The sequence below is a fragment of the Campylobacter subantarcticus LMG 24377 genome (assembly GCF_000816305.1).
GTDB classification, from domain to species: domain Bacteria; phylum Campylobacterota; class Campylobacteria; order Campylobacterales; family Campylobacteraceae; genus Campylobacter_D; species Campylobacter_D subantarcticus.
In genome coordinates this window covers 142,543-167,467 of record NZ_CP007773.1, presented here as the reverse complement: position 1 = coordinate 167,467, position 24,925 = coordinate 142,543, and the positions used below count along the sequence as shown (strand labels likewise).

Genomic DNA, 24,925 nt, shown 5'->3' with positions numbered 1-24,925 from the left:
TTTATCCTAATATAGAATGTGCTAAATTTTGATATGCCACTGAACCTGGGGATTTTATATCATAAAGTATAATAGGCTTTCCATAGCTTGGACTTTCAGCAAGTTTTACATTTCTTGGTATGATGATGAAATCATCTTCATTATCACCTGTTCTAAATAGCTTTTGTTTAAAATTTTGCTTTAAATCTTCCACAGTATCTTTTGAAAGATTATTTTGCGAGCTATACATAGTTGGCAAAAAACCTTTTATTTTTAACTTTGGATTGATAGTTTTTTTCACAAATTTAATAGTATTTAAAACCATCGCAACACCCTCAAGCGCATAAAACTCACATTGTATAGGGATAATAACGCTATCGCTTGCTGCAAAAGCATTTACCGTAATGCTTCCAAGTGCAGGAGGTGAATCAATGATAATAAAATCATAATCTTTAGCAATTTCTTTAATTTTTTCTCTTAAAATCGTTCTATATTCTCCGCTTTCTTTTACTACTTCTTGCTCGATACCCACCAAAGAAATATTAGAAGGTGCTAAATATAACTGTGGAAGTTCGGTTTTTAAAATAATCTCAGAAAGTTTTTTTCTGCCTATAAAAACATGGTAAATATTATACTCATAATTACTTCTATTAAAACCAAGTCCTGTTGTAGCATTGGCTTGTGGATCAATATCTATCAAAAGAACCTTTTTTTCAGCTACTGCTAAAGAAGCCGCTAGATTAATAGCGGTAGTAGTTTTACCCACTCCACCTTTTTGATTTGCAATAGTTATTATCTCACTCATCTTAAACTATATATCCTTTTATTATCTAACAATATAGAACCATCTTTATACAACAAAGCATCTTTTAAAGATAAAATCTTACCTTCATTATGTATAAAAAAATTTCTTGATTTTTCAAATTCTAGCATATACTTGCTAAAAATATTCTTCCATAAAATTTTCTCATCTACATAAGAAAAATACTCATTTAAAAGTTTTGGTACATCTACTTCTATGTCTAAAATTTCAGCATTAAATGGAGCATATTTAAGATTAACCCCCATTCCTACAACCAAAAAATCATTGATTTTAGAGCTCATCAAGCCACCTATTTTTTTATCTTCTATATAAAAATCATTAGGCCATTTAATCCATACTTTTGAATTTTTTCTTTGCAATACTTCTTTCATTAAAAATGCGAAATATATACTAGCAGAAGCCAAAGGAAGATCTTGTGCTAATTCTTGAGTTTTTATACAAAAAGATACATGCAAATTTCCTTGCTTACTTTGCCAAGTATTATCCCTACTACCTATACCAGCACTTTGAACAAAAGCACAAATAGCAGTATTTTCTATAACTTCCTCGCTACGAATTTTATCACTTAAATAAACTTGAGTTGATTCAAGTTCATCAAAATAAACTATCTCCAAGTTTTAACCTTTTTCCATTTAAATAAGTCTTGGCATCTAAAGCTTTTTTTCCACTTTCTTGTAAAGTTTTAATCCTTAAAATACCTTTTTTACATGAAAGCAAAAAGCTTTCCTTTTCTATTTGTAAAATCACACCTGATTTTTGAGTTTTTTCATTATCGATTAATTCTATATCTAAAAATTTTATACCATTTTCTAAAAAAATTCCAGGCCAAGGCATAAAAGCTAAAAATTTTTGATAAATTTCACTTGCATTATCTAAAGCTATCAATCCGTCTTCTTTTTTGATTTTTTTACAATGTATAACTAAATTTTCATCTTGCTTTTTTGGAATAATTTTTTCAAAATTCAAAAGTGTAGAAATAGTAAGCTTAGCTGCCAAATTTGAAAGCATGATAAAAACTTCGGTTGAATTTTTACCTTCTATATCACATTCTATACTTTCTAAAATTGCACCACTATCAAGCCCTTCTTCCATAAGCATAGTACAAACCCCACTTATTTTATCCCCATTTAAAATAGCACTTTGTATAGGTGAAGCACCACGATATTTAGGAAGTAAAGAAGCGTGTAAATTGATACAAGGAGCAATATCTAAAATTTCTTTTGGTAAAATTTTCCCATAAGCAGCAACAACTATAAAATCAGGTTTTAAACTTTTGGTTTTCTTGATTATATTTTCATCTTTTAAGCTTTTTGGAGTGAAAATTTCTATATTTAAATTATTTTCTAAAACAAATTTTTTAGTATCACTTGGGGTTAAAATTTGCTTTCTTCCCACGGGTTTATCAGGCTGGGTAAATAAGGCTTGGACATTAAATCCTTTATCAACAAGCTCTTTTAAAATACAAGTTGCATAAGAGGGAGTTCCCATAAAAATGATATTTTTCATAATACCACTATCCTTTTTTTATAAGTTTTTGTAGCTTTTTGATATGAAAGCTCAAGATAATCTTTGAAAATTTCAAAATTTTTTCTAGAAGGGTTGTTGATGCAAATATATCCCATATAAGCATAAATTGGATGAGGCATGATAAAGTCGAGCATAGAAAAATCATAATTTAAACTAACAACCTCACCCTTTAAAGCTTTTTTAGATTTTTGACCAAAAAGCTTTTGGTAATCTTGATTGCAAAGAGAACAACTTAGGCGAAACACACCTTCTCTATTTAAATTTGAAGCTTTATCATTTACTCCATCATTTTCTTTAATAGTGCAAAAATAAACTCCATTTTTTAAAGCCTTATCAGGATTATAAAAAAAGCTATATTCTTTATAAGTAAATTTATATACCAAGTCTTTAAAATTAGACTTGATATATTCTTGAATAAAATCTATAGTTAAATTTTCACTCATCAAAGATTATTTTGATTTCTAATTTTTTTAATTTCTTCTAAAAGCATAAATTTAAGCTCTTTAAGCCCAGTTTTTTCAAGGCTTGATACTTTAGCAAAAAAACTTTGTGGATTATTTTGACTTTGTAAATAAGCTTTTAGCTCATTATAATCATCTTCCATTTTTTGAGCAAATTCTTCGCCTAAATTTACACTATCACTTTTTGAAAGCATTAAACCAAAATTTCTTGCATAAAGCTTGTCTGAAAATTTTTCCAATTCTTTTCTTAAAATACAAAATTGTTCTTTTAAGCTCATCTCTCTTAATGGATCAAGTACAAAAAGCAAAAAAGAAGTCCTTTCTATGTGTCTTAAAAACTCAAGTCCCAAACCCCTACCATCGCTTGCACCTTCTATAATACCTGGAATGTCTGCCATCACAAAAGAATTATAATCATCTACTTCAACCATACCAAGTTTTGGAGTTAAAGTAGTAAATTCATAATTAGCTATTTCGGGTCTTGCATTAGACACTACGCTTACAAGAGTGGATTTTCCTACATTTGGAAAGCCTACAAGCCCAACATCTGCTATGAGTTTTAATTCTAAACGCACACTTAAAGTTTTTCCTGTAACACCTGATTGTGCGTAATCTGGGCGTTGATTAGTAGAGTTTTTAAAATGAGTATTACCAAGACCGCCTTTACCACCTTTTAAAAATAATTCTTTTTGGCCCTCTACTAGCATATCAAGTAAAACCTCCCCGCTTTGTGCATCAATTACTTGAGTACCTTGAGGGACGATTAATTCTAAGCTCTCTCCTCTTTTGCCGTTTTTATTACGACCTAAGCCTGGCTGGCCATTTTGTGCTTTAAGTTCTTTTTTACCTTTAAAGTGTACTAGCGTATGGGTATTATTATCACATATAAAATATACATCACCGCCATTTCCACCATCACCACCATCAGGCCCACCGAGTGGAACATGTTTTTCACGGCGAAAACTCACAGCACCTTTACCACCATTACCTGAACTTAAAACTAATTTTACATTATCTATAAACATACAATCACCAAAGTATAAATTTTTAAAATGATATTATATTTTTTTTAATATATTAAGATTAAAAAGAAGAAAAAGGCTACAAAGTAGCCTTTAAATTATGCAGGATAAACAGAAACTTTTTTTCTATTTTTATCTTTTCTTTCAAATTTTACAAAGCCATCAATTAAAGCAAAAATTGTATGATCTTTTCCCATACCTACATTACTACCTGCATGAGTTGCTGTTCCTCTTTGGCGAATGATGATGTTACCAGCGCGAACAAATTCTCCACCAAATTTTTTAACACCTAGACGACGACCTATAGAATCACGATTATTCTGAGTTGAACCTTGACCTTTCTTGTGTGCCATTCTTTACTCCTTAAGCTTTAATATCTACTACTCTAACGCGAGTAAATTGTCTTCTAAAACCACGTTTTAATTTTGAGTCTTTTCTGCGTCTTTTTTTATAAATTACAACTTTTTTGTCTTTTCCATGAACAATCACTTCTAAAACAACTTTTGCACCCGCAACAAACGGCGCACCTACCTTTAATTCTTTATCGCATACAGCAAGAACTTCACTTACTTCTATGCTTGATTTTGCTTCAGCTTCAAAACGATCTAGTTTAAGCTCATCACCTTGGCTTACTCTGTATTGTTTTCCACTGTGTTTCATAATAGCATACATACAGCTATCCTTTCTTAAAATGTATTTGGTAGCACCATAAAGCATTATGTATAAACATAAATTTAGAAAGCTTTAGTGGCTAAAAATGGTAATTATATCTTGATTTTATATAAAGTAAGCTTAAGACGCAAAAAGTGTCTTAAGCTTTAAATTAAAGCTCTGGTTTTGGAGTTTTTTCAGTTGCTTTTGGAAGTTGAGGGTAAATAATGTTTGGTTTTTTACCTGTTAGAGCATGTAAGAAAGTCTCTATAGAAGCTGCTTCTTTATCAGAAATTTCTATGCCAAGTTGCACGCTACCCATTTCTTTGATTGCTTCTTGTAAAGACCAAATAGCACCGTTATGGAAATACGGAGCTGTTTCGGCAATATTTCTTAAAGTTGGAGTTTTAACCAAACCATTTGCATCACCTTTAAAATCCCCTATATTTGCAAATTTATATTTAGCTGCTACTTGGAAAGCTTGCATACTACCACCTAAATTTACCCCTGTATGACAAGCTGTACAGCCTTTATCGATGAAAGTTTTTAAGCCTTCTTTTTCTTTTTTACTTAATGCTTTTGTATCACCTTCTAAAAATTTATCAAATTTAGATGGAGTTAAAAGTGTTCTTTCAAATGTAGCAATAGCATCTGCAATATTGTCAAAAGTTACCCCATCATTGCCATATATTTTTTTAAATTCTTTTACATATTCTGGCATAGAGGCTATTTTTTCTACTGCTAATTTAGCAGGAGTTGCCATTTCAGGTTCTGCTTCAATTGGTCCTTTTGCTTGATCTGCTAAAGTACCTGCTCTACCATCCCAAAATTGAGTTGAATTTAAAACTGAATTATAAACTGTTGGTGAATTTAAATGATGAGGATTAGCTGTCCATTTATGTCCTACAGCAGCTGCTATACCATCAGCACCACCCATACCTAAATTATGACAAGTATTACAAGAAATCAATCCACTTTTAGAAAGTCTTGGCTCAAAATATAGCTTTTTACCGAGGCTAACTTTCTCTTTAGAGAATTTACTAGCTTTAATACCCATTTCTTTTAATAGTTTTTCAACACCTGCCTGATCTTTTGGCAAAGGCGCCAAACCCGCAGCTTTTGCTTCATCAAGCAAAACTTTATCGTTAGCAAAAGCAGTTGATGCGACTAATAATGTCGATGCGACTAATAATGAAATTTTTTTCATTATCTACTCCTAAATAAGATAAAATAAAGCCTATTTAAAATAAACTTATTAAAAATATATCTATAATTTTCTTTAAATAATATAAAAAATTTCTATTTAACAATAAAAATTATTATAAGATAAAATATCTCTTAAATATTTATTTCAGGGTTTTTTGCTATTATTACAGAGTTTTACAAAAATCTTAGGAAAAAAGTAAATGGAAAATTTAATAATCTATCTTTTGGCTTATCTCATAGGTGCTATACCATTTGGGCTTTTATTAGCTCAAATTTTTGCTAAAACAAATATTAAAAATGCAGGCAGTAAAAGTATAGGCGCCACTAATGTTTTAAGAGTGGTAAAAGAAAGTAACCCTAAGCTTGCTAAAACACTTGCTGTTGCAACTGTTATTTTAGATACACTTAAAGGAATTATACCTATATTGGTAGCAAAATTTATAGGCTATGATGAAAATATCTTATGGGCCATGGCTATTTTAGCGGTATTTGGTCATTGTTTTTCTCCTTATTTAAAATTTGAAGGTGGCAAAGGAGTAGCTACTGGAGCTGGAGTTTTAGCAGTATTTTTACCTTTTGAGATTATATGCGCGGTTTTGGCTTGGTTTATTATAGGTAAAGTGTTTAAAATTTCAAGCTTGGCCTCACTTGGAGCTTTGATTGTTTTAATTACAACTTCTTTTGTATTTCATTATGATATGCCTGTGATTAATACCCACGCACCAATTTTCATCATTGCTTTTATAATTATTTATAAGCACATACCAAATATTTTAAGATTAATTGGAAAACAAGAGTGCAAAGTCATATAAAAATTAGCTTAGAGTTTAAATGTATTATAGGACTCTTGGATTTTGAAAGAATCCAAGAGCAAAAAGTCTTGATAGAATTAGAAGCTAAAAGTAAGAAATTTTTAGATTATGCAAAATTATGCACTAGAATAGAAAAAATCTATAAAAAGAAAAAATTTAAAACCATAGAAAAATCTTTAAAATACATATGCAAAGATATAAAAAAACATCATAAAAAACTTCAATTTATAAATATTACTTGCTATAAGACTGATATTATTAAAAATGCATGTGTTGGAGCTAGTCTAAGCAAAAAATATTAAATTTTTTTTAAAGAATTTTGAATATTTGCTTAATTTGTGTTATACTTCTGCACTAAAACTATCTTCAAAGGAATAAAATGCGTATTTTAGTTGTAGAAGATGAAGCATCACTTAATAATACTTTATCAAACACTTTAAATGAGTTTGGCTACCAAAGTGATACTTCGGAAAATTTTAAAGACGCTGAGTATTTTATAGGTATTAGACACTATGATTTAGTATTATCAAATTGGACTATTGGCAATAATGATGCAAGTGATTTGATCAATGTCATCAAACAAAAATCTCCAAGAACTGCTATAGTAACAATATGCGCAAAAGCAGATAAAGAAAATGAAATCAAAGCTTTAAAAGCTGGAGCGGATGATTATATAAAAAAACCTTTGGATTTTGAAATTTTAATGACAAGAATCGAAGCTAGGCTTAGATTTGGCGGAACTAATGTGATTAAAATTGATGATTTAGTGATTGATCCTGATGAAGAAAAAATCACCTACCAAGGAAAAGACATAGAATTAAAAGGAAAACCTTTTGAAGTTTTAACTCACCTTGCTAGACACTCTGATCAAATCGTATCAAAAGAACAGCTTTTAGATGCTATTTGGGAAGAACCTGAACTTGTAACTCCAAATGTTATAGAAGTTGCAATCAATCAAATAAGACAAAAAATGGATAAACCTCTTAATATTTCTACTATAGAAACTGTACGCCGCAGAGGATATCGCTTTTGTTTTCCTAAAAAAACTAACTGAAAAATTTTTAGAATGATAAATCATTCTAAAAATTAAATATTTTTCCCTCTTTTTAAATTAACTATAAGTTTTTATATAGTATAAGTTTGCTTTATTACTCATAAAAGGAAAAGTATGTCACTTTTAATCACTAGAGAGTGTATATCTTGTGATGCATGCAGAGAAGAATGCCCAGATGAAGCAATTTATGATAATGATCCAATCTATGTCATAGATCCTGATTTATGCACTGAATGTGTAAATGAATTTTCAGAACCAGCCTGTATAGTAGCCTGCCCAGTAGATTGTATCATACCTGATCCTGATAATGTAGAAAGCATTGATGAGCTTCGCTTAAAACATAAAAATAAAGATATTTAATGGCTAAAAAAACAGCAGTAATTGACCTTGGATCCAACTCCGTTCGTATGGTTGTTTTTGAAAGGACATCGAGATATGGTTTTTTTATTTGTAGTGAGTACAAAAAGAAAGTAAGACTTGGAGAAAATGCTTACAATAACAATAAAATCCTCCAAGAAGAAGCCATGCTTAAGGCTGAAAAGGCGCTAGCTTATTTTAAAGAAAAAGCATTAAAAGAAAAATGTAGGAAAATTATTACTGTTGGAACTTCTGCACTAAGAGATGCACCTAATGCAAAAGAATTCATTACTAGAATAGCAAAAAATGTGGGTTTAAATATAAAATGTATTAATGGAAAAACAGAATCGTTTTTCGGTGGTCTTGCTGTGCTAAATTTGTTATCAAACATTCAAAATGCTGCCACTATAGATATAGGTGGTGGCTCCACTGAACTTTGCTTGATTAAAGAGGGTAGAATTATAGATTGTATTTCACTTGATCTTGGCACAGTAAGATTAAAAGAAATTTTTTATGATACTAAAAGATTGAATGCTCTAGATCAATTTATACAAGAAGCACTAGCGCAAGTTCCAAAACATTTTCAAAATGATAATATCATCGCTATAGGTGGGAGTTTAAGGGCATTGTCAAATTCTATAATGAAAAAAAATTCCTATCCTTTAAAAATGATTCACAATTTTAGCTATAACTTTGAAAAAGAAAAAAATCACATAGAAAAAATTCAAAATGCTGAAAATTTAGTTGATTTTAATATCAAAAAAGATCGTTTTGACACCATAAAAGAAGGCTGTGTAATCTTTCTAGCATTGGCAAAAAAATTAAAAGCAAAAAATATCATCACCTCTACAGTGGGTGTAAGAGAAGGTGTATTTTTGTCTAATCTTTTTCAAAAATATACCAAGATAAAAAATGACACCACTGACTTTTTAAAATTTAATGCTAAATTTCCACCTAATTTTAACCCGAGTTTAAAATCTTTACAAGATCGTTTTAGTATAAACTATAATGATAAAAGTGTATATTTTGCAAATAAATTATTTGATACACTTTCGCCTATTCATAAAGTTGATACTAGTTTTAAAAAAGATCTTTTAAATGCTGCCAAACTAGTCCGCATAGGCGAAAAAATTAATTTTTATTTTGCTAATGAGCATAGTGCTTATACGGCTTTAAATGGTTTGCATTTTGGTTTTTCACACAAAGAAATTTTACTTATTGCAACTCTTTTAAAGGCTAATGGTAAAAAAATAAATTCCCTTACTATAGAATATTTTAAAGAATTATTGCCAAATAACCATATATTAGCTTGGCTTAATTTCATTCTAGCATTAGCAAAAAAATTAGCAAAGGATACTGATATAAATCTTGATTTTAGACTAAAAAATCATACTTTGTATATCTACTCAGATAAAAAGCAAATTTATTTTTCGAAAGAAGAGATTAAAAAAATATCAAAGCCAAAACTAATTATTTTAGCTTTTAATCAAAAAGGCTAAATATTATTTTACTTTGAAAGTAAATTTTGTAATCTTTGCTTGTTTTCTTCAAAGTAAGAGTCAAAATCCCTCTCTTTTGACTTTGATGGAGTTTTAGTCACTTCTTCGCTTTTCATTGTGGCTTGACTTGTCTCTAAAACTATATTTGAATTACCAATAATCATCGTATAGCGTTTTAATCCGTATTCAAATACAACTAATTGATTATGCCTATCTAATGGACGCTGAAAGATTAAATTAAAATTTCGATCTAGTGGATGCTTTTGTCTTAAATACATTTTTAAAAACCAAAGCCCTACAAGTAAAAGAATCAAAACACTCAACACTAAAATATAATTTGTAAAATCATACTCTTGTACATTCATTTCCTTAGTTTTTTCCTCTGTGGTTTTTTTGCTCGTTAAATTTGCACCCTCTTTTTGCGCGCGCAATCTTAAGCCGTATTCTCCTATGCTATCAGCGCTAATTTCTATTTTATCACCAACACTCAAAGCGATGAAAGTCTTTTGTCCTTCTGAAAAGATCTTGATTTTTTTGATGATATTTGAATTTAATACCTTATCTTCTTCTTTTGCAGTTTTAGCATCTAAAGTAAAAATAACAATATCATTTTTCTTTTTCTGGCTTATCCCTTCTTTATAAGGTGTGTCAAAAGAAAAAGTGATATCTACCCTATCTTCTCTTGGGTAGATATTGTAATTAAGAATTTTTGCCCCCAAAAGTGGCAATGCTAGCAGCAAAATCCAAAATATTTTCATTGCAATTCTTTTTTGAAATACTGCAATACTGATTTTGAATCTAAAATTTCATTGATCCTTATAGCAAGGTTTTTCTCATATACCATTACCTCGCCTTTTCCAAATATCCTTTTATTGAGGTAAAGCTCCACGCTCTCACCTGCTGGCTTTTCAAGATCTATCACAGAACCTACTTCTAGTTTTAAAAGTTCTTTTACGCTCATATTGGTTGTACCAAGCTCACTCACAAAATCTACACTGATATCTAAAATATCTTCATAAGATTGCAATAATCCTAAATGGTCTTCTATCATATTTTTTTATAACCTATTCTAAAGGAAGCATTTTTTACCTCATAAGTAAATTTTTCTTTAAGTTTGACTTTTGAAAATCCATCAATGCGCCCTAAATACTCAGGAACTCCTAAACGATACTCATCTTTTCCGTTGGTATCATTAAGTAGCTTTTTAGCATAACCTATGATTTGATTAGCTACTTCTTTTACCAAATCAGCCAATCCATCCTCTTTTAATTCTTCATGCAGTAAAAATTGCGCAATTTCATTTAAAGCTTGCTTTTGAAAAAATAAATAAAAACTATATTCATCATCTTTAAAATATAAAGGTATAGATGCCCCATAAAGCTCACCTCTAATCACGCTTTTTTGTGAAATTTTTAATTTTAAAATATGTTCAAAAAAATGATAGATAGAATACTCAAGTGTTTTAGTCATAGTCTTTTCCTTAATAAACTTATAATAAATTTATTTTACTAAATAAACCTTTAATCATAATAAATTAATAATTAAAATATAAAATACTATAATTTTGATTTACTAAAAGGCTTTTAATGTTTATAGAAAATTTTAATTTAGATGAAAAAGTTTTCATCATTGCCGAGCTTTCAGCCAACCATGCAAATAGCCTTGAAGTGGCTTTAAAAACCATACAAGCAGCCAAAAAAGCAGGAGCTGATGCTATAAAAATACAAACCTATACTCCAGATAGCTTAACGCTTAATTCTAATAAAAAAGATTTTATCATCAAAGGTGGTTTATGGCATGGAAGAAAACTATATGAATTATACGAGGAAGCTAAAACGCCATATGAATGGCATGAAAAACTTTTTGAATGTGCTAAAAATGAAGGTTTAATCTGCTTTTCTAGCCCTTTTTCTAAACAAGATGTAGAGTTTTTAAGACAATTTAACCCACCTGCTTATAAAATCGCTTCTTTTGAAGTCAATGATTATGACTTTGTGCGATTTATTGCAAAAGAAAATAAACCAACTTTAGTTTCCACTGGCATTGCTTATGAAGAAGAACTTGAAATGATTGCTAAAATTTTTCAAGAAGAAAACAACCCTGATCTAATCTTGCTTAAATGTACTTCAGCTTATCCTTCACAAATATGCGATCTAAATTTAAATGCTATAAAAACTCTACAAGAAAAATTTAAAACCACAGTGGGCCTAAGCGATCATAGTGAAGGTTTTTTAGCCCCTGTTTTAGCTGTAGCACTAGGCGCAAGAGTGATAGAAAAACACTTTATACTAGATAAAACTCTAAATAGTGCTGATGCGAAATTTAGCCTTGATTTTGAAGCATTTAAACAAATGTGTGACATGGTAAGAAAAAGCGAACAAACACTAGGCGATGTTAGTTTAGCCATGGATGAAAAAACTTTAAAAAATCGCCATTTTGCAAGAAGCTTATATGCTAGCAAAGATATTAAAAAAGGTGAAATTTTTACACTAGAAAATGTAAAAAGCGTAAGACCAAGCCTAGGCTTACATCCTAAGTTTTTGCCTATCATACTTGGTAAAAAAGCCAATTGTAATATAGAATTTGGCACAGCATTAGAGCAAAAGCACTTTAAAGGATAAAAATGAACAAGAATATATTTGAAAAAAATATCCAAGCCTTGCAAAATACAAAACTAAAAGAAAAACTTCTTCATTTTAAACAAAGAAATTTTCAGATTCTCCAAGGAAATGATCCTTTGGATATTAATTTCATTCATAATGGGGGGGGGTATACGCTATATAATAATAGCTTGAGTGAGTTAAATGAAAAGCTAAATTTATATAATGATAAATATCTTTTATATCCGGTGCTTTATTTTTATGGTTTTGGAAATGGAATTTTATATAAGGCTCTTTTGCAAAATAAAAATAGGCAAAAGATTGTTGTTTTTGAAAAAGAATTAGAATTAATTTATCTAAGTTTTCACTTGCTAGATTTTAGCGAAGAATTAAAAAATGGTGCTTTGATTATTTTAGATACTAGCTTAGTTGATATCAACATATATAATGAACTTTGCTCCACTAGTCCTTTTTTTAATTTCTTGCGCGTGTATTTTTTGGATTTGCATTGTGATTACTATGAAAGATATCAAGAAGATATTTTAAAAACAAATCAAAATATGCAAAAATATATCAAACAAACCATTCTTACAAAAGGAAATTCATCCCAAGATGCATTAATGGGGATTGAAAATTATATTTACAACCTTCCTGATATTATTTCTAATTTTTCTTTTAAAGAATTACTACTGAAAAGAAAAAATAGCTCTAAATATGCTATCATAGTATCAACTGGTCCATCTTTAATCAAACAACTTCCTTTATTAAAACAATATGCTAACAAAGCTAGTATATTTTGCGCTGATAGTGCCTACCCTATCCTAGCAAAACACGATATAAAACCTGATTATGTTTTATCTTTAGAAAGAGTTAAAGAAACTTCTGAATTTTTTAACAACGACTTTGGAGATTTTGACAAAGATATTGTTTTTGTTTTAACAAGTGTAATACACCCAAATACTATCACATACTTACGCAAAAATCGACGTAAATTTATGTTTGTTCAGCGATTATTATCTTTAGATAAATATTTCAACTTAAAACATTTTGAATATCTAATAGGATGTCCTAGTGTAGCTAATATGGCTTACTTTATAGCAATGAAACTTGATTATAAAGATATTATCTTCATAGGACAAGATTTAGCTTATGCTAATGATGGCTCATCTCACCCCAAAGAGTATCACTACGGAAAATATGATACTTATAATCCTCAAGAAATTGACTATGGTTTAAAAATTTTATCATATGGTGGTGCTAAATTTATTTCAACAACAAGTACATGGATTATGTTTAAAACTGAACTAGAAAAGAAACTATCATATGCTAAAAATGTTCTCGACATCACAACATACAACTGCACTGAAGGTGGAGCTAGAATAGAAGGAACTATAGAAAAACCTTTTAAACAAATATGCGAAGAATTACTAATAAAAGAACCACAAAAACACTTTACTAAACTTGAAAAACTTAACTCCGCTAAGCAAATAGAACTTATGCTAAAATCTTTTTACAAAACCCGCAAGGCAATCAAAATTTGTGAATATTTGGAAAAAGAATGTGCTTTTATATCTAACACTTTACATTTTTTAAGCAATGATGAGAATAATTTTAAAAACATCATAGAACAACTAGACACTTTCAAAGAAAAAATCAATAACGAATTAATATTACGTTCTGTTATAGATTCACTAAATACCCAATTTGAACTCAACCTTGCTAGAATTTATGTATTAAATCCTAAAGCAAAAGAAGATGCTTTTAATAAAACTCTACTTTGGATCAAAGAACATTTAGAATGGATTTTAATGTTAAATGATCACTCAAAAGCATTAAAGATTACTTTAGAAAAAAATATTATCAATTTAGAAAAAGAACTTGAAAATCAAAATTTGCATCAATATATTCAAAAAATAAAAAAAGTTAAATTATATTTTAAGGATTTAGAGTAGGGTTTAGAAAGTCCTTATACTTTGTTTGTTATAATATTCTTTAACCTTAGGTAAGGATTTTCATGAATAAAGAATTATTTTTAAAAAACACTCAAGCTCTTTTTGAAGTAGATCAAATTTTAGCATATGAGCTTAGAAAAATTTCTCAAACTACCTGTTTTAAACTTATAAACAATCGAATTTTTGATGAACAAAATCATTTTTTTTTAGACAAACCCAACAACTTTGATACTGATAAATACGAGTTTTATCCTGTGTTATTTTTCTATGGTTTTGGTGATGGAAATTTTTTTATAGAACTTTTAAAAAATCAGCATCTAAAGCACATCATAGTTTTTGAACAAGAATTAGAAATTTTATATCTTGCTTTTCATTTGTTTGATTTTACTCATCTTATTAAAAAAGAAAAACTTATTTTATTTTACCCGCCAAATATCAATACAGCTCAGCTTAAAGTTTTATTTAATTACCCTCATATCAAACATACACTAAAAATTTTTAATTTTCATTTTTATAATGATTTTTATGCCAATTTTTATGCGCAAAATGCTCATGATTTAATGCAAATTTTATTAAATATCATTAAAACATTGATGTTAAGTAGAGGAAATGATCCAAAAGACGCATTAATTGGAATTAAGCATAATGTTATCAATCTTGAAAAAATTATTTTTAGTCCTCCTTTTCAAAATTTTCTAAAAGAAAGAAAGACTAAAGCTAAAAATGCCATTATAGTTTCAACTGGACCATCTTTAATAAAACAATTACCATTGCTAAAACAATACCAAGAAAATGTTGTGATTTTTAGTGCTGATAGTTCTTATCCTATTTTAGCTAAAGAAAATATCAAGCCCGATTATGTCTTTTCCTTAGAAAGAGTTGATTTTACTAGTGAATTTTTTAATAATGATTTTGGTGATTTTGATAAGGACATTTTATTTATCATTACTTCTTTAACTCATCCTAATACCATAGAATATCTAGAAAAAAATGGTAGAAAATATATGCTTGTTTTGAGGCCTTTATTTTTTGAAAGCAAACTTGGATTAAAAGAATATGGTTTTTTAGGAAATGGCTTAAGCGTGGCTAATATGGCTTATGAGCTAGCAGGTGCATTAAGATTTGAAAATATTATTCTAATAGGACAAGACTTAGCATATAGCGATGATGGAAAGTCTCATCCAAAAGAACACTTATATGGAGATCAAGGAGATGAAGAAATAGTTTATGAAACAATTTGTGCTTATGGAGGAGAAGGTGAGGTTAAAACTCAACTAAGCTGGTATTTATTTTTAAAAAGTTTTGAAAAAGACATTGCACTAACAAGAGATATCTTAAAAATCAAAACTTACAATGCCACAGAAGGTGGAGCAAGGATAGAAGGAACCATAGAAAAACCTTTCAAAGAGCTTTGCGAAACTTTACTTAAAAATAAAATCAATAAAAATTTAATCCTACCAAATCCAAAAAATCCACAAAAAAAACTTAAACAATGCAAAGAAAAACTACAAAAACAAATCAAACAAAGTGAGCTTTTTATTAAAGAATGCAAAAAAGCTTTACAAGAGAAAAACTTAACAAAATTTGAAGTTTTAAGAAATAAAATTCCAAAAAGCGATTTTTTTTCAGATATCTTACAAGCTAGATGTTTTCAAAATGAATGCGAGGTTTTAAAATATAAAGTAGATAAAAAAAGAAATAAAGAAATTTTCTTAAATTCTCAATTGGCCTTTTTTGAAGAGGTTATTCTTTATTTAGAAAAATATAACCAAACTATAAAAGAAAATTTAAAGGTTTAAAATGGACAAAACTCTTTTTAAAAAAAATATTTCTGCTTTAAATGAAAATTTTCAAACTATTTTTAAAAATATCAAAAAAACAAAATACAAAATTTTGCAAGGAAAAGACTCGCTAGATATTAATATCGTCGATAAATGGGGGGGGGTAATCTATGAAAATGCTTTAATGGAATTAAACTCTAAATTGAATTTTTATCATCAAAATTATAAACTTCATCCGGTGCTTTATTTTTATGGTTTTGGTAATGGAATTTTATATAAAGCCCTTTTGCAAAATCCAAATTTAAAACATATTGTAGTTTTTGAAAAAGATTTTGAGCTTATATATCTTTTATTTTTTTATATTGATTTTTCACAAGAATTAAAACAAGGCAAATTAATCATTGCGGAAGAAAATCCACAAAATTGTGCTTTGCTTGCTTTAATGTCTAAAAATCCATTTAGAGAGTTCATACGAACTTATTTTTTAGAGCCTCATTGTAAGTATTATGAGCAATTTGAACAAAGCATTTTAAATTTAAATCAAAAAATACTATCTAATATAAGATCCATAGCCACCATAAAAGGCACAGATGCAAAAGATACCTTACAAGGCATAGATCAATTTATACAAAACATCCCTACTATGCTATCAAAACCTTGTTTAAAAGAATTACTCAACAAAAGAAAAGCTAAAGCAAAAAATGCCATTATAGTTTCAACCGGACCATCTTTAAGCAAACAACTTCCTTTGCTTAAACAATACCAAGAAAATGTTGTGATTTTTTGTGCTGATAGTGCTTATAGCATTTTGCAACTTGAAAACATTAAACCTGATTATGTTTTTATGGTAGAAAGAAGCGATTTTACAGCTGAATTTTTTAATAATGATTTTAAAGATTTTGATAAAGACATTATATTCATATTAACATCGCTAGTTCATCCTAATGCTTTAAAATATTTAGAAAAAAATAATAGAAAATTTATGCTAATTTCAAAAGAAACCTTTGAAACATATTTTAAACTCAACGCTTTTGGTTATGTAGATTATGCAATTTCAGTAGCACATTTAGCTTTTATAGCTGCTAATTTATTGGAATTTAAAAATATCATTTTTATTGGACAAGATTTAGCCTATAATGATTTAGGCGAGTCTCATCCAAAAAATTATAAACATAGCGCAACATATGAAAGTCAAATGGATAAATTCAACACTATAGCTTATAGAGGAAAAGGTTTTGTCAAAACACATATTGCATGGGATATGTTTAGAGTAAATTTAGAACATCTTTTTACTCTTTCAAAGGCTAAAATTTATAATGCCACAGAAGGTGGAGCAAGGATAGAAGGAAGTATAGAAAAACCTTTTAAAACATTATGCGAAACTTTATTAAAAGAAAAAATTGATAAAAATTTTGAAAGATTAGATAATTTAAAATATACCAAAAAACAAGAATATCTTCTAAAAGCTTATCATCAAATCAACTTACTTTTAAAAGATATCACACATTATTTACAAAAATACACTGATATAATTTTATTTATCAAAGATAATTTTGACAATTTTTCAAAAATTATACAATTTTTAAATGATTTTGATTTAGATGATTTTAAAAATAATGAATTAATTAAACTTTTACTCACATGTTATTTAGAACAAATGCGTTTTGTCTTAGCCAAAATTTACACAATCATTCCAAGTGATGAAAATATTCTTTTACAAAAAAATCAAGCTTGGATTAATTTACATTTAGAGTATTTTCAACTGATAGTAATTACTCTAGAAAATTTAAAAAACCTTATCTTACAAAATAAAAAAATTATTGAAAATGAACTTTTAAAAAATGATTTAGAAAAATATATTAAAAATTGACGATATTATTTTTTAAACTAAGCAAGGATGAGATTTAAATGAAAACAGAAATTTTTAAAAAAAATTTAAATTCTTTAAAAGGAAACGAGTATAAAAACTTAAAACAAAAACTAAGCAAGATTAAAGAAAGTAAAGATTATGCTTATGAATTTGGAAATGATCCACTCCATTGTAATATCATTTTTCAAAATTCCAAACTTCTTTACAATAAAGATCCTTTAAAAGAACTAGAAGAAAAACTAGCATTTTTTAAAAAAGAATATACAAGATATCCTATATTGTTTTTCTATGGCCTAGGCAATGGAATTTTATACAAAAGCTTACTTGCAAATAAAAAACATGAAAGAATTATAGTTTTTGAAAGAGATTTAGAATTAATGTTTTTAGTTTTAAGCATGATTAATTTTTCTAAAGAATTTGCTCAAGGTAGATTTATACTCATACATACGAAAGAAATGACTTATACTAAAGCTGATACACTATGTTCTTTTTTAGATTTATTTTTAAAAACTTATGATTTGCATATTCATTGTGAATTTTATGAAGAGCAAAAAGAAGAAATACGCTTTATTAATGATTTAAATTCTCAAGCTATAAAAAGTATAGCTTTAAGAAGGGGAAATGATCCAATCGATGCGATGCAAGGGATTGAACAATTTGTATTAAATATACCAAAAATGCTAACTCATCCAAGTTTTAAAGAATTAAAAACAAAAAGAAGCAATAAAAGCAAAAATGCCATTTTAGTAGCTACTGGCCCCTCTTTAAAAAAACAACTTCCCATGCTTAAACAATACGCTAACAAAGCTACTATATTTTGTGCTGATAGTGCTTATCCTATCTTAGCTAAAGAAGGTATAAAGCCTGATTATGTTTGTATGCTAGAAAGAGATGATTTTGTTTCTTCTTGTTTTGATAATGATTTTAAAGAATTTGATAAAGATATTACTTTTATACTAGTTTCTTTAGTGCATAAAAAAAGTATTGAATTTTTAGAAAAAAACAAAAGAAAATACATATTAGTTTCTAAATCTTTACCCTTTGCTTATTCTTTAGGATTGCATGATTTTGGCTATGTAAGCGGGGGTATGAGTGTGGCTCATTTAAATTGTGAAATAGCAATTACACTAGGACATGAAAACATCATCTTAATCGGTCAAGATCTAGCATATAGCAATGATGGTAAAAGCCATAGCGAAGGATTTTTACATGAAGATTATCATGATGGAGATTTTGAAAGAGATAAAGATAAATACCAAATTAAAGCATATGGTGGAAAAGGTTTGGTGCAAAGTTCTGAAGTTTGGCTTTTATTTAAACAAGTATTTGAAAATTTAATCCAAAGATATAAAAATGTAAAAATTTACAATGCCACAGAAGGTGGAGCAAGGATAGAAGGAAGTATAGAAAAACCTTTTAAAACATTATGCGAAGATTTATTAACCAAAGATCTTAAAAAACCTTTTACAAAATTACATAATTTAAAACGCAAAGAGCAATTAAATTTAATGTTACAAGCTTATAAACAAATAAAAATCAATATAAAATTAAGTGAGAAATTTTTAAAAGCTTGCAAAAAGCTACATAAAGAAATCAATCATAAAAGCAAAACACGCTACACTCTTAATGAATTAAACACAAAAATAGACTCTTTAAAAGAAACCCTAGAAAGTAAAAAATACATTTTTTTAAGAGAAGTGATTAGTCCATCATTGTTTCATTTAGAAAGCACTTTTTCAAATATTTATGTATATCATATGCAAAATGAAAGCGATAAACAAAACAAACTTGTAGCTTGGATTGAAGCTCATAAAACTTGGATTGAAGAACTAAGCGAACTTGTTTTAGTGCAAGAAAAAGCATTAAAAATTGCTATCATACCTTTACAAGATATTTTAGAGAAAAAGAATTTAATTTAAAAGTGAGCTTAAAAAAGCTCACTAAGGATTATTGTAAGAGTTTTAAAACATTTTGTTGCACAGCATTAGCTTGGCTCATAGCATAAGATCCACTTTGAGCTAAGATATTATATTTAGAAAAATTCGCACTCTCTGCCGCAAAATCAACATCTCTAATATTAGATTCAGCTGATTTAATATTTACTTGAGTTACGCTGATGTTATTAAGTGTTGCTGTGATTTGATTTTGCACTGCACCTATGTCAGCTCTAATAGCATCTAAATTAGCTGTAGCAGTTTCCACTATATCCATCACCGCCATAGCACCTTTAAGTGTAGTAACTCCAGGAGTTTGATCTTTTCCTGCTATAGAAATATCAAGATTAGCAAATTGTGATGAGCCATTACCTGCTGCACTCACACCAAAAGCTGCTGAAAAAGCTGTTACAAAAGCTAATGCATCGGTAGAATTATACAATTTGGACATCTCTTTACCACTACCTACAGAAAAACCTGAACCAGCACTCATACCACTACCAGATGAAGCCATAAAAGCAGAAACAGATGAAAAAGTAACGATCATCTTGCCACCACCTTTATAAGCATTAAAGCCCATAGCATCAGCTACATTGGTGTCAATTCTTCCTTTTGACTCTCTTAAAGACACAGAAGCTTGAGAGATCATTTGAGTTGCTCCCATACCTATAGTAGAAAGACTAGTTCCTGAGATTAATATATCTTTACCATCGTTTTTAACTAAAGACAAACGACCATAATTTTCATAATCACCCTTCATAACACCAGAGCCCATGCCCATACTACCTTCTATTTTAATCCCTCTACCATCTCTTGAAGTTAGTATAAGCCTACCATTTGGATCTCTTGCTGCTTCAACTCCTGTAGTATCTTTAACTGAATTAATTGCTGCAACCAAGGCTCCATTTTGATCACTATCTTGATATTCTATCTTTCCTATAGTCACACCATTGATTTTAAAATCATCACTTGTTTCACCAGCTTTAATAGGACCAACACCCGTAGTTTCTACTAAAAAACTAGCTCTAACTCCTGTTACATCTGAAACCCTATTAATCTCTTCAGCCAAAGCACCCATACCTGTTCCAACTGAAGTTGAAATCACAACCGGTTGAAATTTAAAATCATCCACTCCATTATAATTTTTAATGGTAAGTTGAACCACTCCACTATCTTGAGCTTGAGAACCTGTTTCAAATCTAGTTACACCGATTTTGCTTGATTGAGTTGGACCAATACTTGCTTTAATGCTTTGATTTGATTGAGAACCTAATTGAAATTCTTGATTTACAAAATTTCCACTTAAAAGTTGCTTACCATTGAATGATGTTTGATTTGCGATATTGTCAAGTTGCTCCATCAAACGATTGATATCAGCTTGAAGCATGTTTCTTGTTTTAGCACTTTGTCCATCTTGAGCTGCTTGAGTAGCTTTTACTTTGATGGTATCTAAGATTTTAAGCTGCTCATCCATAGCTTTATCAGCTGTTTGAAGTATGCCAATAGCATCATTACCATTATTAATAGCTTGACCTAAGGTTGCAGCTTGTGATCTCAAACTATCTGCAATTGCCATACCAGAAGCATCATCAGCTGCAGAGTTGATTCTAAGACCTGAACTAAGTCTAGCTAGAGATTTATCTAATTCCCTTGCTGTAATGGTTGAATTCGCATGTGCATTCATTGCACCTATATTGGTGTTTATTCTAAAACCCATTTTAAATCCTTTCAAAATATTGCTTAAAAATCAAAAGCAATAAATGTTCCAAATTTAATAAGAGTTTTCGAAGAAGTTTTGAAAGGAGTAAAACACCTTGGATTCAAGGTGTTTTATAGACTATTGTAATAATCTCATTACATTTTGTTGCACAGCATTAGCTTGACTCATAGCATAAGATCCACTTTGAGCTAAGATGTTATGCTTAGCAAAGTTTGCACTCTCTGCCGCAAAATCAACATCTCTAATATTAGATTCAGCTGATTTGATATTTACTTGAGTTACGCTGATATTGTTAAGTGTTGCTGTGATTTGATTTTGCACTGAACCTATGTCAGCTCTGATTTTATCAAGATTGGTAATAGCTGTTTCAGCGATATCCATCACCGCCATAGCACCTTTAAGTGTAGTAACTCCAGCTTGCTGATCTTTAGCTGCTATAGAAATATCAAGATTAGCAAATTGTGATGAGCCATTACCTGCTGCACTCACACCAAAAGCTGCTGAAAAAGCTGTTACAAAAGCTAATGCATCGGTAGAATTATACAATTTGGACATCTCTTTACCACTACCTACAGAAAAACCTGAACCAGCACTCATACCACTACCAGATGAAGCCATAAAAGCAGAAACAGATGAAAAAGTTACAATCATCTTGCCACCACCTTTATAAGCATTAAAGCCCATAGCATCAGCTACATTGGTGTCGATATTTCCTTTTGATTCTCTTAAAGATACAGAAGCTTGAGAGATCATTTGAGTTGCTCCCATACCTATAGTAGAAAGACTATCTCCAGCAATTTGAATATCTTTACCATCGTTTTTAACTAAAGACAAACGACCATAATTTTCATAATCACCCTTCATAACACCAGAGCCCATGCCCATACTACCTTCTATTTTAATCCCTCTACCATCTCTTGAAGTTAGTATAAGCCTACCATTTGCATCCTTAGCTGCTTCAACTCCTGTAGTATCTTTAACTGAATTAATTGCTGAAATCAAAGCTCCATTTTCATCACCATCTTTATACTCAACCTCGCCAATTTTTACCCCATTAATAGCAAAATCTTTAGAAGTTTTATCAGCCTTAATATTACCAACACCCGTAGTTTCTACTAAAAAACTAGCTCTAACTCCTGTTACATCTGAAACCCTATTAATCTCTTCAGCCAAAGCACCCATACCTGTTCCAACTGAAGTTGAAATCACAACCGGTTGAAATGTAAAATCATCTATACCATTATAATTTTTAATGGTTAGCTTAACTACTCCACTATCATTGGACATAGAACCTGTTTCAAATCTAGTTACACCGATTTTGCTTGATTGAGTTGAACCAATACTTGCTTTAATGCTTTGATTTGATTGAGAACCTACTTGAAATTCTTGATTTACAAAACCACCGCTTAAAAGTTGCTTACCATTGAATGATGTTTGATTTGCGATATTGTCAAGTTGCTCCATCAAACGATTGATATCAGCTTGAAGCATGTTTCTTGTTTTAGTAGTTTGTCCATCTTGAGCTGCTTGAGTAGCTTTTACTTTGATGGTATCTAAGATTTTAAGCTGCTCATCCATAGCTTTATCAGCTGTTTGTAAAATACCTAAAGCATCATTACCATTGCTAATTGCCTGACCTAGTGTGTTTGCCTGTGATCTTAAACTATCTGCAATTGCCATACCAGAAGCATCATCAGCTGCAGAGTTGATTCTAAGACCTGAACTAAGTCTAGCTAGAGAACTATCCAATGCTCTTGAATTTAAATTCGCATTGTTTTGAGCATTTAAAGATGCCACATTAGTATTTATACGAAATCCCATTTTAAATCCTTTTAAATAATTTTAGCTGCTTCCATGCAGCTGTTTAAACTATATCGAATAATATTAAAAAAAATTTATACTTTTAGTAAATCTTTATATTTTTGTATTGCTTGTGAAAGACTTTTAAGACTTAAAGTACTAAATTCTATAAAAATTTTCAAAAAATTGATATATTTTTCTAAAGCACTTTGAGAATCTTCATATAAACCAGTATGAAAAAACCCTCTATGGTAAAACAAAGCTTTATACATAAAACTTTGCAGTATTTTGCTCTCATCTAATAAAAGATTAAACCGAGTGATGATATTGAACAACTCTTCATGAAGAGTTGTTTGCGTTTGATGTTGCTCTAAAATATTTAAAATTTTCTTAGCATCTTCATGTAAAGTGCTTAGTTCTAAATGATCTTTTTGTAAAATTTCTAGTGTTTTTGCTAGTAATTTTTTTTGTCTATTGAAACTTAAAGCATTAGGCAAAATATAATCTTTTTTACTATCTTTTAATAGCTCCAAAACCTCTCCAAAAGGTTTTTCTATAGTATAGTCGATAAAGGATCCTCCTTCTGTGGCATTATAAAATTTCACATGAGGATGAGAAAGAAATAACACTTCAAGTCTCTTTCGAAACTCATCCCAACCTATATGAGTTTGCACAAAAGCTGATCTACCATAAGCTAACACTTCAAGCTTTGCAGCTGTATGCTCAGCTGCTTCTACATCATGAAAAGTAAAAACACTAGTATCTGCGTGAGAATTACCCATTTCGTTAAAAGCTAAATCTTGACCTATCATGATGACATTAGAAAAACCTAAAACTATAGCGAAACTATATGCAAAATGTGCTACATTAACACCTATATCCAAATAGCCAAAATCATTTAGATTAAATTTTTGTTGATAATCTAAATTTTGTATTGTAAAAATTTTATTAACTTTTGTTTTAAAAAAATGCATTAGTTTTTCATGCATAGCAGAACTCGCGATATAAATTGGTTCTTTTTTACTTGATGGTAAATTTTCATAAAAACAAATACATTTATCATAAATATCCATAGAAAAAACAAAATCTGGATATATTTCATTTTTAAGCAAAGTCTTATAAGTAGCATCTAAAGCAAATATCACATAATCATCTTGATAAGCCTTTAAAAGATCAAGTTGTTTGTTTAAAGAAGGTCCAGCACACACCACAATGACGCTTTTATTTTTCCCTTTATTTTCATAAATAAATCTTTGAAAAGGAGTATTTTCTAACACACAAGGAATATTAAATAAAAACTGCTTATAAATTTTAACATCCATGGTAAAACTAGTATCAACATTCCCTACTACTCTTTTTATAACACTCAAAGACTTTTGATAAGCAAAATCAAATATCGGACTTTGTTCATAACACTCACTATATGGTAAAAGCTTAAATAAACCCAAATACTCAAAGCAGTCTTTTTGAGAAAAAAGCAAAACAAGATATTCCTCTAATCTTTTTTCTTCCACATCACAAAGATATATTTTTCCGCTTGAAAGCTCTTGACTTAAATCCATCTTAGTCAAAACATTAGCAAAAAACTCAGCTTTATCAAAAATAAAAATATGCTTATTGATCAATTTTTTTAAAAACAAACCCTCACCTATACCACAAAAAAATATGTTAGGTTTAAGCAAATCCTCTCTAGAAGGTACAACCGGAGTTTGACTTGGAAATATATCGATAAAACTTTCTTCTTTTAAAGAAGCGATTTTTTCTTGCAAAGGTTTGTTGGTAAATTCCAATGCTTGTAAATTTTTTTGCAAAAACATTTTTATTCCTATGATTATAAATATAAAAATTATAGCATTAAATATATTTGATTTAAAAAT

24 protein-coding genes are annotated in these 24,925 nt (G+C 29.3%); 10 read left to right on the top strand and 14 right to left on the bottom strand.

Going from position 1 to position 24,925, the window contains the following annotated elements; translation table 11 throughout:
- Position 1 precedes the first annotated feature (1 nt).
- The 8 genes from CSUB8523_RS00940 to CSUB8523_RS00905 all read right to left on the bottom strand — a co-directional run bounded on the left by CSUB8523_RS00940 (position 2) and on the right by CSUB8523_RS00905 (position 5,670).
- Complete coding sequence (locus CSUB8523_RS00940) at positions 2 to 784, bottom strand: ParA family protein (protein WP_012660935.1); 783 nt, start codon at positions 782 to 784, stop codon at positions 2 to 4.
- Positions 781 to 1,416 (bottom strand): biotin--[acetyl-CoA-carboxylase] ligase, encoded by a 636-nt coding sequence (locus CSUB8523_RS00935; protein WP_039662562.1) that lies wholly within the window; start codon positions 1,414 to 1,416, stop codon positions 781 to 783. Before CSUB8523_RS00935 ends, CSUB8523_RS00940 begins: the two co-directional genes overlap by 4 nt.
- Positions 1,397 to 2,308: a methionyl-tRNA formyltransferase gene (gene fmt, locus CSUB8523_RS00930; RefSeq protein WP_039662560.1), complete on the bottom strand. Its 912-nt coding sequence runs from the start codon at positions 2,306 to 2,308 to the stop codon at positions 1,397 to 1,399. The genes CSUB8523_RS00935 and fmt overlap by 20 nt, the downstream gene beginning before the upstream one ends.
- Complete coding sequence (locus tag CSUB8523_RS00925) at positions 2,305 to 2,772, bottom strand: DUF6194 family protein (RefSeq protein ID WP_043019330.1); 468 nt, start codon at positions 2,770 to 2,772, stop codon at positions 2,305 to 2,307. Before CSUB8523_RS00925 ends, fmt begins: the two co-directional genes overlap by 4 nt.
- Positions 2,772 to 3,815 carry a GTPase ObgE gene (obgE, locus tag CSUB8523_RS00920; protein ID WP_039662555.1) on the bottom strand — a complete coding sequence of 348 codons (1,044 nt, stop codon included), beginning with the start codon at positions 3,813 to 3,815 and terminating at the stop codon, positions 2,772 to 2,774. Before obgE ends, CSUB8523_RS00925 begins: the two co-directional genes overlap by 1 nt.
- Positions 3,816 to 3,910: 95 nt before the next feature.
- Entirely contained in the window at positions 3,911 to 4,165 is a 255-nt protein-coding gene (gene rpmA / locus CSUB8523_RS00915) for a 50S ribosomal protein L27 (protein ID WP_039662553.1), read from the bottom strand.
- 10 nt (positions 4,166 to 4,175) lie between these two features.
- Complete coding sequence (gene rplU / locus CSUB8523_RS00910) at positions 4,176 to 4,484, bottom strand: 50S ribosomal protein L21 (RefSeq protein WP_039662551.1); 309 nt, start codon at positions 4,482 to 4,484, stop codon at positions 4,176 to 4,178.
- A 151-nt stretch (positions 4,485 to 4,635) separates the two neighbouring features.
- The gene (locus CSUB8523_RS00905) at positions 4,636 to 5,670 is read right to left on the bottom strand and encodes a cytochrome c551 peroxidase (protein WP_043019329.1); all 1,035 of its coding nucleotides are present in this window, start codon (positions 5,668 to 5,670) and stop codon (positions 4,636 to 4,638) included.
- Between the two features lie 199 nt (positions 5,671 to 5,869).
- On the opposite strand from CSUB8523_RS00905, the gene plsY reads away from it, so the two are divergent.
- The 5 genes from plsY to CSUB8523_RS00880 all read left to right on the top strand — a co-directional run bounded on the left by plsY (position 5,870) and on the right by CSUB8523_RS00880 (position 9,391).
- Complete coding sequence (gene plsY, locus CSUB8523_RS00900; protein WP_039662546.1) at positions 5,870 to 6,481, top strand: glycerol-3-phosphate 1-O-acyltransferase PlsY; 612 nt, start codon at positions 5,870 to 5,872, stop codon at positions 6,479 to 6,481.
- On the top strand, positions 6,466 to 6,783 hold the full coding sequence (locus tag CSUB8523_RS00895; protein ID WP_039662544.1) for a dihydroneopterin aldolase: 318 nt from the start codon (positions 6,466 to 6,468) through the stop codon (positions 6,781 to 6,783). The genes plsY and CSUB8523_RS00895 overlap by 16 nt, the downstream gene beginning before the upstream one ends.
- Positions 6,784 to 6,860: 77 nt before the next feature.
- On the top strand, positions 6,861 to 7,535 hold the full coding sequence (gene hsrA / locus CSUB8523_RS00890) for a homeostatic response regulator transcription factor HsrA (protein ID WP_043019328.1): 675 nt from the start codon (positions 6,861 to 6,863) through the stop codon (positions 7,533 to 7,535).
- A 114-nt stretch (positions 7,536 to 7,649) separates the two neighbouring features.
- The gene (locus CSUB8523_RS00885) at positions 7,650 to 7,895 is read left to right on the top strand and encodes a YfhL family 4Fe-4S dicluster ferredoxin (protein ID WP_012660922.1); all 246 of its coding nucleotides are present in this window, start codon (positions 7,650 to 7,652) and stop codon (positions 7,893 to 7,895) included.
- Positions 7,895 to 9,391 carry a Ppx/GppA phosphatase family protein gene (locus tag CSUB8523_RS00880; RefSeq protein ID WP_039662539.1) on the top strand — a complete coding sequence of 499 codons (1,497 nt, stop codon included), beginning with the start codon at positions 7,895 to 7,897 and terminating at the stop codon, positions 9,389 to 9,391. Before CSUB8523_RS00885 ends, CSUB8523_RS00880 begins: the two co-directional genes overlap by 1 nt.
- 8 nt (positions 9,392 to 9,399) lie before the next feature.
- Here CSUB8523_RS00880 and CSUB8523_RS00875 read toward each other — a convergent pair whose 3' ends face one another.
- The 3 genes from CSUB8523_RS00875 to CSUB8523_RS00865 are packed head-to-tail and all read right to left on the bottom strand — an operon-like array spanning position 9,400 to position 10,861.
- Positions 9,400 to 10,149: a hypothetical protein gene (locus CSUB8523_RS00875; protein WP_043019327.1), complete on the bottom strand. Its 750-nt coding sequence runs from the start codon at positions 10,147 to 10,149 to the stop codon at positions 9,400 to 9,402.
- Entirely contained in the window at positions 10,146 to 10,442 is a 297-nt protein-coding gene (gene fliN, locus CSUB8523_RS00870) for a flagellar motor switch protein FliN (protein WP_039662535.1), read from the bottom strand. The genes CSUB8523_RS00875 and fliN overlap by 4 nt, the downstream gene beginning before the upstream one ends.
- Positions 10,439 to 10,861 carry a chemotaxis protein CheX gene (locus CSUB8523_RS00865; protein WP_039662532.1) on the bottom strand — a complete coding sequence of 141 codons (423 nt, stop codon included), beginning with the start codon at positions 10,859 to 10,861 and terminating at the stop codon, positions 10,439 to 10,441. Before CSUB8523_RS00865 ends, fliN begins: the two co-directional genes overlap by 4 nt.
- Before the next feature lie 116 nt (positions 10,862 to 10,977).
- Between CSUB8523_RS00865 and pseI the strand changes: the two genes are divergently transcribed.
- The 5 genes from pseI to CSUB8523_RS00840 all read left to right on the top strand — a co-directional run bounded on the left by pseI (position 10,978) and on the right by CSUB8523_RS00840 (position 19,513).
- Positions 10,978 to 12,012, top strand: coding sequence for a pseudaminic acid synthase (pseI, locus tag CSUB8523_RS00860; protein WP_039662530.1), 1,035 nt, complete (start codon positions 10,978 to 10,980; stop codon positions 12,010 to 12,012).
- A gap of 2 nt (positions 12,013 to 12,014) precedes the next feature.
- Positions 12,015 to 13,943: a motility associated factor glycosyltransferase family protein gene (locus CSUB8523_RS00855; RefSeq protein ID WP_043019326.1), complete on the top strand. Its 1,929-nt coding sequence runs from the start codon at positions 12,015 to 12,017 to the stop codon at positions 13,941 to 13,943.
- 62 nt (positions 13,944 to 14,005) lie between these two features.
- Entirely contained in the window at positions 14,006 to 15,742 is a 1,737-nt protein-coding gene (locus tag CSUB8523_RS00850; RefSeq protein WP_043019325.1) for a motility associated factor glycosyltransferase family protein, read from the top strand.
- Between the two features lies 1 nt (position 15,743).
- Positions 15,744 to 17,594, top strand: a complete 1,851-nt coding sequence (locus CSUB8523_RS00845) for a motility associated factor glycosyltransferase family protein (RefSeq protein ID WP_043019324.1) — start codon at positions 15,744 to 15,746, stop codon at positions 17,592 to 17,594.
- Positions 17,595 to 17,632: 38 nt separating this feature from the next.
- Positions 17,633 to 19,513, top strand: coding sequence for a motility associated factor glycosyltransferase family protein (locus CSUB8523_RS00840; RefSeq protein ID WP_043019323.1), 1,881 nt, complete (start codon positions 17,633 to 17,635; stop codon positions 19,511 to 19,513).
- A 28-nt stretch (positions 19,514 to 19,541) separates the two neighbouring features.
- On the opposite strand, the gene CSUB8523_RS00835 is transcribed toward CSUB8523_RS00840, so the two are convergent.
- From CSUB8523_RS00835 to CSUB8523_RS00825, 3 genes are all read right to left on the bottom strand, one after another.
- Positions 19,542 to 21,245: a flagellin A gene (locus CSUB8523_RS00835; RefSeq protein WP_043019322.1), complete on the bottom strand. Its 1,704-nt coding sequence runs from the start codon at positions 21,243 to 21,245 to the stop codon at positions 19,542 to 19,544.
- Between the two features lie 120 nt (positions 21,246 to 21,365).
- On the bottom strand, positions 21,366 to 23,069 hold the full coding sequence (locus CSUB8523_RS00830) for a flagellin A (RefSeq protein WP_043019321.1): 1,704 nt from the start codon (positions 23,067 to 23,069) through the stop codon (positions 21,366 to 21,368).
- A gap of 74 nt (positions 23,070 to 23,143) precedes the next feature.
- Positions 23,144 to 24,865: a motility associated factor glycosyltransferase family protein gene (locus CSUB8523_RS00825; RefSeq protein WP_052243644.1), complete on the bottom strand. Its 1,722-nt coding sequence runs from the start codon at positions 24,863 to 24,865 to the stop codon at positions 23,144 to 23,146.
- Between the last annotated feature and the right edge of the window lie 60 nt (positions 24,866 to 24,925).